The organism is Rhizobacter sp. P2_D12 (assembly GCF_056404395.1).
This window is the reverse complement of record NZ_JBFUEB010000143.1, coordinates 1-12,226: the sequence shown is the minus strand read 5'-3', so window position 1 is coordinate 12,226 and position 12,226 is coordinate 1. Positions and strand designations below refer to the sequence as shown.

The 12,226-nt window shown below is 74.2% G+C and carries 3 protein-coding genes; all 3 read right to left on the bottom strand.

Features of this window, described 5'->3' with window-relative positions; genetic code table 11:
• Positions 1-4,012 (bottom strand): type I polyketide synthase (locus AC1DYN_RS29090; protein ID WP_477965669.1); only part of this gene is annotated, 4,012 nt, incomplete at its 3' end.
• A 1-nt stretch (position 4,013) separates the two neighbouring features.
• The gene (locus AC1DYN_RS29085) at positions 4,014-11,735 is read right to left on the bottom strand and encodes an SDR family NAD(P)-dependent oxidoreductase (RefSeq protein ID WP_477965667.1); all 7,722 of its coding nucleotides are present in this window, start codon (positions 11,733-11,735) and stop codon (positions 4,014-4,016) included.
• Positions 11,732-12,226 (bottom strand): acyl carrier protein (locus tag AC1DYN_RS29080; RefSeq protein WP_477965665.1); only part of this gene is annotated, 495 nt, incomplete at its 5' end. The genes AC1DYN_RS29080 and AC1DYN_RS29085, both read right to left, overlap by 4 nt.

Genomic DNA, 12,226 nt, shown 5'->3' with positions numbered 1-12,226 from the left:
GTTCGTCCACCAGCGCCTCGGCCAGCCCGGCGCGGTCGGGCACGACCAGCCAGCGCGCCGGTTCGCGCTCGACCGAGGCGGCCGGCGCCTGCGCGACGAACACCGCCTGTTGCGCCAGCACCGGGTGCGTGGTCGCGCCCGGCAGTGCGGTCGCGCCCTGCAGGCCGTGCTGTGACAGCAGCGTGGTCCAGCCCTCGCGCGGCATCAGCGCATAGCTGCGCCGCTGCGTGTCGGTGTAGGCCCACCAGCCGTCCAGCAGGCCGACCGTCAGGTCGCCGAAGCGCTGCGGCGTCGTGCCTTCCAGCAGCACCAGCACGCCGCCCGGGGCCAGCAGTTGCCGCACGTGAGCGAGGGTCACGTCGAGGTCGGGCGTCGCATGCAGCACGTTGGCGCCCAGCACCAGGTCGTAGCCGCCGGCGGCGAAGCCCTGCGAGGCCGGCGCGCGGCCGATGTCGAGCAGCGCATAGCGCATGAAGCCGTGCGCGGCGAACTTGTCGCGCGCGCGGTTCAGGAACAGCGGCGACACGTCGGTGAAGGTGTACTCGACAGGCGTGCCCTGCGCCGGCAGGTGCGGCAGCACGTAGCCCGTCGTGCTGCCGGTGCCGGCACCGATCTCCAGCACGCGCAGCGGCCGGTCGGCCGGCCAGGCCGCCACCAGCGCCTGCACCGTCTCGGCGATCACGCCGTTGTAGGTCTGGGCCGGCGGCGAGTTCTGGTACAGCCGCTCGGTGTCGGCCAGCGAGCCGCCCGGGAACAGCAGCGCCAGCGGGTCGGCCCGGCCGCGCATCACGGCGGCCAGTTCGCGACCGCAGCGCCGCGTGATCACGAGCTCGGCGTCGCAGTTCGGGTGGCGCGCCAGCAGTTGCTCGGCCAGCGCCTCGGGATCGACCGCGTCGGGCGTGCGGCGCACCACGAAGCCCTCGCCGTCGCGCACCAGCAGGCCATCCTGGGCCAGGATGGCCAGCATGCGTTGCAGCAGCCGGGCATGCGCCGGCAGCGTGCCCAGTGCCCGCGTGTCGACCCGGCTGCCGGGTGCGAAGCTGCAGCCCAGCTCGCGCAGCGCACGCACCACGTAGGCCGAGGCCAGCGCGTCCAGCCCGGTCATGAAATCGGCATACGCCGCCAGGCCGTGGCGCTCGGCCAGCACGTCGACACGCGGCAGCACGCGCTCGGCCAGCTGCGCCGGCGCGAGCGGCTGCAGCGCCGGACGCTGCACGTCGCGCCAGGCGATCTCGTGCAGCATCTTCTGCACGCGCGGCGCAAGGCCGGTGTCGGCCACCGGGGCCGGCGCGGACGCACCGGCCCACTGCGGCCAGTAGCGCTCGCGCTGGAACGGGTAGGTCGGCAGCGGCACGCGGCGCCGGCCGCGGCCGGCATCGATGCCGTGCCAGTCGACCTCGACCCCTTGCACGAACAGGGCGGCCAGGCTCTCCAGCATCTGCTCGGTGTCGAGCCGGCCGCGCCGCAGCGACGGCAGCCAGCTGCCGCGCTCCGGCAGGCAGGCGCGGCCCAGGCCCAGCAGCGTCGGGTGCGGGCCGATCTCGAGGAACAGCTCGCAGCCGGCCTCGGCCAGCGACTGCATCGCCGGCGCGAACAGCACCGCGGCCATCACGTGCTCGCGCCAGTACGACGGGTTCGCGATCTCGGCGCCGATCGGTCGGCCGGTGACGTTGGACACCAGGTCGATGCGCGGCGGGCTGTACTGCAGCGTCTGCAGCACCTGGCCGAAGGCATCCAGCATCGGCTGCATCAGCGGCGAGTGGAAGGCATGCGAGACTTTCAGCCGCGTGACCTCGAGGCCCGCCTGCTGCAGCTGCGTGCTGATGGCGTCGACCGCCATCGCGAGGCCGGAGATCACCAGGTTGCCCGGGCCGTTGACCGCGGCGATCGACACCTCGCGGCGCCACGGCGCCAGGATGTCGGCAATGCGCGCTTCGTCGGCCATCACCGCCAGCATCGCGCCGTTGCGCGGCAGCGCGCCCATCAGCCGGCCGCGCTCGGCGATCAGGCGCAGGGCATCTTCCAGGCTGAAGACGCCGGCGATGCAGGCCGCGACGACCTCGCCGACGCTGTGGCCCATCACCGCCTGCGGCCGCACGCCCCAGGACATCCATAGCGTCGCCAGCGCGTACTCGACCGAGAACAGCGCCGGCTGCGTGTACTGCGTGTCGTCGATCGGCGCACCGTCGGCGAACAGGATGTCGTGCAGCGGCACCGGCAGCTGCAGCAGCGCGGCGCAGCGGTCCAGCGCGTCGCGGAACACCGGCTCGCTGTCGTACAGGCCGCGCGCCATGCCGATGGATTGCGAGCCCTGGCCGGTGAACAGGAAGGCGAGCTTCGGCGCGCGCGCCGGGGCCGCGCCGGCGAACACGCCGGCCACGTCCTCGCCGGCCAGCCAGGCCGACAGCCGCTGCCGCGCCTCGGCCGGCGTCGTGGCGCACAGCGCGAAGCGCTGCGCGAGCCGGGCGCGGCCGGTGTTGGCACTGAAGGCCAGGTCGGCCAGCAGCGCACCGTCGGCCAGCAGCGGCAGGTGCTGTTGCGCCAGCTCGCGCAACGCGCCGGCATTCTTCGCCGTCCAGGTCAGCAGTTGCACCGGCCGGTCCTTCGGGGCCACCGGTTCCACCGCCGGGGCCTGCGCCATCACCATGTGCACGTTCGTCCCGCTGAACCCGAACGAGCTGACGCCGCCGATGCGCTGCGGCTGCGCCGGCCAATCGACGAGCGCCGTCGGAACGCGCACCGGCAGCTCGTCCCACGGGATGAACGGGTTCGGCGCCTGCACGTGCAGCTGCCCCGGCACCTGGCCATGCCGCAGCGCCATCGCCATCTTGATCACCGCCGCGACGCCGGCGGCGGCCTCCAGGTGCCCGACGTTGGCCTTGACCGAGCCGACCAGCAGCGGCGCACTCGCCACGCGCCCTTCGCCCAGCACCTTGCCCAGCGCCTGCACCTCGATCGGGTCGCCGAGCGAGGTGCCGGTGCCGTGCGCCTCGACGAAGCCGACGTCGGCCGGCAGCACGCGCGCGTCCTGCAGCGCATCGCGCAGCACCGCCTCCTGCGACGGGCCGTTCGGCGCCGTCAGGCCGTTGCTGCGCCCGTCCTGGTTCGCCGCCGAACCGCGGATCAGCGCGATCACGGTGTCGCCATCGGCCTGCGCATCGGCCAGCCGCTTCAGCACCAGCAGCCCGCAGCCCTCGCCGCGCACGAAGCCGTCGGCGCGCGCATCGAAGGCCTTGCAGCGGCCGTCCGGCGCCATCATGTGCGAGCGCGACAGCGCCACCGTGATCTCCGGCGTCAGCACCAGGTTGACGCCGCCGGCCAGCGCCTGGTCGCATTCGCCGCGGCGCAGGCTGTGCACCGCCTGGTGGATCGCGACGGCCGACGACGAGCATGCGGTGTCGATCGACAGGCTGGGGCCGCGCGCGCCGAGCACGTACGACAGCCGGCCCGAGGCGATGCTGTGCGCGATGCCGGACGCGGTGTACGCGTCGTAGCTGTCGACCCCGCCCTGGCGCAGCAGTTGCCAGTAGTCGCCGGCCGACAGGCCGACGAACACGCCGGTGCGGCTGCCTGCGACGCGCTCGGGGTTGATGCCGGCGTGTTCCAGCGCCTCCCAGGCCACCTCCAGCAGCAGGCGCTGCTGCGGATCCATGCTCAGCGCCTCGCGCGGCGAGACGCCGAAGAAGTGCGGATCGAAGCCGTCGACCGGCCCGAGGAAGCCGCCGAAGCGGGTGTTCATCCGGCCCGGCACGTCGGGGTCCGGGTCGTACCAGTCGTCGATGGCCCAGCGGTCGGCCGGCACCTCGGTGATCGCGTCGACGCCGTCGCGCACCAGCGCCCAGAACTGCTCGGGCGTGTTCGCGCCACCCGGGAAGCGGCAGCCGATGCCGACGATCGCGATCGGCTGGTGCGCCGCCTGCTCCAGCACGAGCACGCGCTGCTGCAGCTCGTCGGCCAGCAGCGCGAGGCGCTTGGGCGAGAAATGGCTGATGCGTTCCAGGAAGTCGGACATCTCAAGGCCTTTTCAGTTTCTTCGCGAACAGCGCTTCGACCTGCTCGTCGCTCAGGTCGTCGAGGGCACCGACGGCATCCACCGGCTTGGCCACCGGTGCGGGCGGCGCGGCCGGCACCGCCAGTGCCTCCAGGTAGGCGGCCAGCGCCTCCAGCGTCGGGTGGTCGAACACCAGCGTCGCCGGCAGGCTGCGGGCCAGGCCGAGGCCGGTGCCGAGCCGGTTGCGCAGCTCGACGGCCATCAGCGAATCCAGCCCCAGCTCGTTCAGCGGCTGGCGCGGGTCGATCGCCTGCGCGCTCGGCGCATCGACGACGCGCGCGACGTGCTCGGCGACGAAGCCCAGCAGGCGCTCGCGGCGGCGCTGCGGCGTGGCCTGCCTCAGCTCGTCGATCAGCGAGGCGCCGCCGGCGACGGCCGCGGGCTTCGGGCCCGCCGCCTTGCCGGCTGCACCGCGCACCACGCCGCGCAGCCGCTCGACGAACGGCCCGTGCGCATCGCCGCTCGCGAGGAAGCGCTCCCAGCGCACCGGGAACACGCCGACGTGCGCCGGCTCGGCGCGCATCAGCACCTCCAGCAGCTCCAGCCCGTGCTGCGGCGTGATGACGTCGATGCCGCGCGCGGCAACGCGCTGGTCGACCTGGCGATCGGCGGCGGCACCGATCTCGCTCCACGCGCCCCAGCCGATGCTGAGCGCCGGCAGGCCCAGCGCACGCCGGTGCGCGGCCAGCGCGTCCATGAAGGCATTCGCCGCCGCATGGTTGGCCTGGCCGGACGAGCCGAGCACCGAGGCCATCGACGAATACAGCACGAAGAAGTCGAGCGGCTGGTCCTGCGTCAGCACGTGCAGCGCCCAGCTGCCGTCGAGCTTGGGCCCCAGCGGCCGCACGAAACGCACCCAGTCCTGCTGCAGCAGCGCGCCGTCTTCCAGCACGCCGGCCGAGTGGATCACGCCGCGCAGCGGCAGCCCGTCCTGCGCGATCGCGGCCAGCACGCGCGCGACCTCGTCGGCGCGCGACATGTCGGCCTGCACCGCCCTGACCTGCGCGCCTTGCGCGCGCATCGCGTCCAGCCTCACCTGCGCCGCGGCCGAGGCCGGGCGGCGGCCGACCAGCACCAGGTGGCGCGCCCCGCGCTCGACCAGGCGGCCGGCCGTCAGCAGGCCCAGCCCGGACAGGCCGCCGGTGACCAGGTAGGCACCGTTCGGCACCAGCGCCTGCATCGAGGCCTGCAGCGCATCCTGCTGCGTCAGCACCACCTTGCCGACGTGGCGGGCCTGCGCCATGAAGCGGAAGGCCTCGCCGCCGCGTTCGAGCGGGAAGGCCTGCAGCGGCAGCGGGCGCAGCTCGCCGCGCTGCACCGCACCCATCACGTCGGCGAACAAGGCCTGGGCGGCGGCCGGGTCCTGGTAGCGCTGCGCGTTCAGGTCGATCGCGTGGTACTGCGCCTGCGGCCGCAGCTCGCGGAACTGCGACGCGCTCCAGATGTCGCGCTTGCCGATCTCGAGGAAGCAACCCTGCGCCGCCAGGCTGCGCACGCTGGCCGGGATGAACTCGCCGGCCAGCGAATTGAGCACCAGGTCGACGCCGCGGCCTGCGGTGACGCGGGCGATCTCGGCCTCGAAATCTAGCGTGCGCGAGTTCATCACGTGGTGCGCGCCCAGCGAGCGCAGCAGCGCGCGCTTGGCCTCGCTGCCGGCCGTCGCGAACACCGTGGCCCCGGCGCGGCGCGCGATCTGCAGCGCCGCCATGCCGACGCCGCCGGCCGCCGCATGCACCAGCACCGTCATGCCGCCGCGGATGCCGCCCAGCCCCTGCAGCGCATGCCAGGCCGTCATCAGCGCGAACGGCAGCGTGGCGCCCTGGGCATAGCTGACGCCGCGCGGCAGCGGCGCCACGTGCTGCTCGGCCGTCGTCATGTAGCTTGCGAAGCAGGCTTCGCCGGTCGCGACCACGGCATCGCCGAGCGCGAAGCCGGCGACGCCCTCGCCCAGCGCGACGATGGTGCCGGCGCACTCGCCGCCCAGCGGCTCGGGGTCGGCGCGCAGCGCGACCGCGTTCATGATGTCGCGGAAGTTCAGGCCGGCCGCGCGCACGCGGATCTCGACCTCGCCCGGGCCGGGCGCGCGGCGCGTCATCGGCACCAGCGGCATCTCGTCGAACACGCCGCTCGCGGCCTTTTCCAGCCGCACCGGCGGCGGGTCGGCCGGCGCGATCACGGCCGGCAGCAGCCGCGCGACGAAGGCGCAGCCGCGGCGCAGCGCGAGCTGCGGCTCGTCGCCGTCGGCAGCGATGGCCTGCCACAGCGCGGCGGCCTGGGTGTCGAGATCGGCCTGCGCATCGAGGTCGATGCGGGCGGTGCGCAGCTCCGGGTGTTCGAGCGCGATCACCTTCGCGAAACCCCACACCGGCGCCTGCAGCGGGTTGACGTCATCGCCGTCGTGGACGGCCTGCGCGCCGCGCGTCGCGATCCACAGCCGCGGCGTCGTGCCGGTCGCGAACGACTGCGCGCCCAGCCCCTGCACCAGTGTCAGCAACGAACCCAGGCTGGCGCGCTGCGTGTCGACCAGCGAGGCGGCCGAACCCTCCTCCGGAACCGCCACGTCGAGCGCGCCCAGGTGCACGATGCCGCGCAGCGTGCGCCCGGCCAGCGCGGCAGCATCGGCCTCGGGCCCCACCACCCGCGCTTCATGGCCCGCGGCGCGCAGCCGTGCCGCCAGCCGTTCCGCGACGCCGCCGCGGTCGCCCACCAGCAGCCAGCTCGCCGCCGGCAGCTCGTCGACCGCGTCGACCGGCTTGCGCGCGGCCAGCAGCACCTCGCGCGAGAACGGCTGCGGCGCATCGATGGCCGCCGCGTCGAAACCGAGCCCGGTCAGCAGCGCCAGCCAGCGCGCGCGCGACAGCAGCGGGTAGTCGGGGCGCAGCGCGCTGTCGCTGAAGCGCCACCAGCCGTCGGTCAGGCCGAAGGTGATGTCGATCCAGCGCTCCATGCCGGCCACCTCGAGCATCAGCAGCGTGCCGCCCGGGGCCAGCACCTGGCGCAGCTGGCCGAGCGTGCGCGCGAGGTCGGCGGTGGCATGGATCACGTTGGCGGCGATCACGACGTCGAAGTGCTGGCCGGCCAGTTGCGCGGGCAGCGGATGCTCCAGGTCCAGCGGCTGGAAGCGCATGAACGGGTGCACGCCGAAGCGTTCACGGGCCCGGGCCACCATCAGCGGGCCGATGTCGGTGAACAGGTAGTCGCAGCGGTCGGCCGGCAGCATCGGTGCGACCCAGGCGGTGGTGCCGCCGGTGCCGCCGCCGACCTCGAGGATGCGCAGCCGGCGCCCGGCCGGCAGCCGCTGCAGCGCGATGCGCAGCGTCTCGCGCAGCAGCTGGTTGTAGGCCTTGGCCTCGGGCGCGTCGCGGTACAGCGATTCGGCCAGCTCGGCCGAGCCGTTCGGGAACAGCTGGTGCAGCGGGTCGGCCCGGCCGCGCAGGATGTCGCCGAGCACCGCGCCGCAGCTGGCGGTCAGCGCGATGCGCGGGCGCGAGGCCGGGTGGCATTGCACCAGCGGCGCGACGCGCTGCGCCGGGTCGGCCATCGACGGCCAGTGCAGCACGGTCCAGCCGTCGGCCTCGGCACGCAGCAGGCCCTCCTCCGCCAGGATGGCGAGCAGCCGCGGCAACAGGCGGTGGTAGCGCGGCGCGAGCTGCAGTTGCTGCGCGAGTTCTTCGCTGCGCACCGGCTGGCCGGCGGCCGGGTTCCAGCCGAGTTCGCGCAGTGCGCGCGCGATCCACGCGGCGCTCATCGCCTCGAGCGCGACGAAGGCCTGCTGGTAGTCGGCCAGGTCGTGTTCGCGCGACAGCCCGGCCAGCAGCGGGCCGGCCTGCGCGGCCAGCTCGGCCGGCGCCGGCAGCCACCCGGCATCCGGCACCGGCTCCCAGGCGATGCGGTAGACCGGCTCGCTCGGGGCGCCCGGCAGGGCCGCGGCACGCAGCGCCACGCCGGCCAGCGTGGCCACGGTGCCGTGCGTGTCGAACAGCACCAGCTCGGCCTTCAGCGTGTCGGCGCTGCCGCCCGGCACGATGCRCACGTGGCTCAGCAGCGTGTCGCCCGGCGTGCGGTGCACCGCCAGCTGGCCGATCGCGAGCGGCAGGTAGGCGCGGCCCGCGGCGGCCTCGGCCGGCAGCGCCGCGGCCATCACCTGCAGCGCCGCATCGAGCAGCGCCGGGTGCAGCACGTAGCCGGCACGGCCGGCGGCCGGCGGCAAAGCGATCTCGCCCAAGGCCTCGCCGTCGCGCCGCACGATGCGCTGCACGCCCTGCAGCGCCGCCCCGAAGGCGAGCTGGCGTGCGGCCAGCTGCGCGTAGTGCGTCGCGGCATCGACCTCGTCGCGGCAGCGCGCGCGGATCGCATCGGCCGGCTCGTGCACGGCCGACGAAGCGGGCTGCACGAAGCTGCCCTGCACGTGCGTGTGCCAGGCGTCGTCCGGCTCGTCGGCGCCGAGCGAGACGATCTCGAAGCCCTGCTGCTCGCGCCGCAGCAGCAGCTGCAGCGTGCGCGTCTCGCCGGCCTCGAAGGCCAGCGATTCGGAGATCACGACGTCGCTGACGGCACGCGGGCTGCCGTACACCAGGCGGCTCGCAGCCAGGGCCATCTCCAGGAAACCGGTGGCCGGCAGGATCACGCGGCCCTGCACCTGGTGGTCGGCCAGGTAGGGCAGGTCGTCGCCGCGCAGCGTGGCCTCGAATTGCACCACGTCGCGCAGCGGCGAGCGCAGGCGCGTGCCGAGCAGCGGGTGGCCGGTCGGCGTGCCGTTGCCGGCCGGGGCCACGCTGCGCGCGCGGAACCAGCAGCGTTCGCGGCGGAACGGCGTGGCCGGCAGGTCGGCCAGCGCGACGCCGCTGGCGGACCAGACGGCGCGCCAGTCGATGGGTGCGCCGGCAAGGAACAGCGTGCCCAGCGCTTCGGCCAGCTGGTCGGCATCGGCGCGGCCCTTGCGCAGCGTCGCGACGCCCAGCGGCAAGGCCTCGGCAAAGTTCAGCAGCGTCGGGTGCGGGCCGACCTCGATGCAGATGTCCGGCTTCAGCGTCGCCAGCGTGCGCACGCCGTCGGCGAAGCGCACCGCCTCGCGCACGTGGCGGCGCCAGTAGCGCGGCTGCGTGATCTCGGCGGCGTCGGCGAGCTGGCCGGTCAGGTTGGACACCAGGCGCAGCTGCGGCCGGGCCATGGGTGTCGCCGCCGCGGCGCGCTCGAAGGCATCGAGGATGGGATCGACCAGCGGCGAATGGAAGGCGTGCGAGACCGGCAGCTTCTGGCAGCGCACGCCGCGCGCGCCGAAGCGCTCGCAGACCGCGTCGACCGCGGCGGCGCTGCCCGAGATCACCGTCTGCGTCGCCGCGTTGACGGCGCCGATGGACAGCTGCCCGGCGAGCGGGGCGATCGCTTCGGCCACGTCGGCTTCCGGCGCGAAGATCGCCGCCATCGCGCCACCCGCGGGCAGCGACTGCATCAGCCGGCCCCGTTCGGCGATCAGCGCGAGCGCCTGCGGCAGCGTCATCACGCCGGCCAGGCAGGCCGCGGTGTACTCGCCGACCGAATGGCCCATCGCGAGGTCGGGGACGATGCCCCACGCGGCCCACAGCTTCGCGAGCGCGAACTCGATGCTGAACAGCGCCGGCTGCGTGTAGCGCGTCTCGTCGATGGCCGCGCCCTGCTCCGCGAAGATCACGTCGAGCAAGGGCTGCGGCAACACGCCGGCCAGCCCCTGCGCGCAGTCGTCCAGCGCGGCCCGGAACACCGGCTGCTGCGCGTAGAGCGCGCGGGCCATGCCGGCGTACTGCGCACCCTGGCCGGTGAACAGGAAGGCGATGCGGGCCGGGTCGCGCCGCGTCACGCGCGCCGTGTGCAGGCCCTGGACCTCGCGCGATTCGGCCAGCGCCAGCAGGCGTTCGCACAGCTCGGCCATCGTGCGCGCCAGCACCGTCGCGCGCTGCGCGAACGTGGCACGGCCGACCGCGGCGGTGAAGCAGACGGCGGCCAGTTCGCTGTCGGGCCGGCCGGCCAGCGCGGCGGCGAAGCGGCGCGCGGTGTCGGCCAGCGCGGATTCATCGCGGGCGGACAGGATGAACAGATGCAGGCCCCCCGCTCGGGCCGGGCTTGTCGAACGGTCGGACTCCATTCCCGTTCGCCCTGAGCTTGTCGAAGGGTCGGGCTGAGCTTGTCGAAGCCCTGCAGCCCCCGCCACGGCACCCGCCTCGCGCTCCGGCGGCAACCCTTCGACACGGGCCTTCGACAAGCTCAGTCCCTGCTCAGGGCGAACGGGAGCGGAAGCGGGGGCGGTGGCGGTGGCGGGAGCCTCCTCGACCACGATGTGCGCATTGGTGCCGCTGAACCCGAACGAGCTGACCCCGGCGATGCGCCGCCCACCGATCGGCTGCCACGGCGTCAGCGCCGTCGGCACCTTCAGCAAGCCGTCGCCCCAGGCGATGTGCGGGCTCGGCGTCTTGAAGTGCAGGTGCGCTGGAATCTGCTGTTGCCGCAGCGACAGCACCAGCTTGATCAGCCCCGTGACACCGGCGGCCGCTTCGAGGTGCCCGACATTCGTCTTCACCGACCCGATCAGCAGCGGCTGCGACGCATCGCGGCCCTCGCCGAACACTGCCGCCAGCGCCTGCACCTCCAGCGGGTCGCCCAGCTGCGTGCCGGTGCCGTGCGCCTCGACGTAGCCGACCTCGCGCGGCGCGATGCCCGCGCGCGCCAGCGCCTCGCGGATCACCGCTTCCTGGGCCGGGCCGTTCGGCGCGGTCAGCCCGCTGCTCGGCCCGTCCTGGTTGACCGCGCTGCCGCGCACCAGCGCGAGGATGCGGTCGCCATCGGCCTGCGCATCGCGCAGGCGCTTCAGCACGACGACGCCGCAGCCCTCGCCGCGCGCGAAACCGTCGGCCGCCGCATCGAAGGTCTTGCACTTGCCGTCGGGCGACAGCATGCGCGAATGCGACAGCGCGATGTACAGGTCGGGCGACAGGATCAGGTTCACGCCGCCGGCCAGCGCCATGCGGCAATCGCCCGCACGCAGGGCCTGGCAGGCCAGGTGCAGCGCGACCAGCGACGACGAGCATGCGGTGTCCAGCGTGACGCTCGGACCCTGCAGACCGAGCAGGTACGACAGTCGGCCCGACGCGATGCTGTGCGCGATGCCGGACGTGAAATGCGCATCCAGCAGTTCGCCGTCGCGCGTCTGCAGCTGCATCTGCGCATAGTCGTTCGCGCACATCCCGACGTAGACGCCGGTGGCCGAGCGCTCCAGCCGGTCGGGGGCCTGGCCGGCGTGTTCCAGCGCCTCCCAGGCCACCTCGAGCAGCAGGCGCTGCTGCGGATCCATGCCCTGGGCCTCGCGGCGCGTGATGCCGAAGAACGTGGGGTCGAACCCGTCGACCGCGCCGAGGAAGCCGCCGCCGCGCGTCGCGATGCGGCCCGGCGCCTCGGGATCGGGGTCGTACAGCCCGTCGACGTCCCAGCGGTCGGCCGGCAGCGGGCCGGTCGCGTCGACGCCGTCGCGCATCAGGCGCCAGARGCTGTCGGCGTCGTGCCCGCCGCCGGGCACGCGGCAGCCCAGGCCGATGATCGCGATCGGCTCGCGCGCCGCGCCTTCCAGCGCGGCCACGCGCGCCTGCGCCTGCTGCAGCGCCAGGAAGGCGCGTTGCAGCGGGGTCAGCGCCGGGGTGTCGACGGGAACGCTCACGAACCCTCCAATCGGCTCATCAACAAGGCTTCGATCTCGGCATCGCTCATCGCGGCGACCGCGGCTTCGGAGGCCGGCGTCATCGCCGCAACCGCCGCCTTGGGCGCCGGGGCCGGCGCCGCCTTCGGCAGCATGCGCTCCAGCAGGTGGATCGCCAAGGCATCGATGGTCGGGTGGTCGAACATCAGCGTCGCCGGCAGCGGCTTGTCCAGGCCGAGCCCGCTGCCCAGCTGGTTGCGCAGTTGCACCGCCATCAGCGAATCGAAGCCGATGTCCATCAGCCGGTCGCTGCGGCCGGGCGCGTCGGCCGGGTCCAGGCGCAACACGCGCAGCACGCGCTCGCGCACGAAGTCGCGCATCAGCTCGATGCGTTCGCCGGCCATCGCGTCGAGCAGGCGCTCGCGCAACCGCTGGGCCTGCTCGGCCGGTGCGGCGACCGCGGCGCGCCGTGGTTCGTCGGCGCCGGCCGCCACCGCCGCCGCGCCCACCGC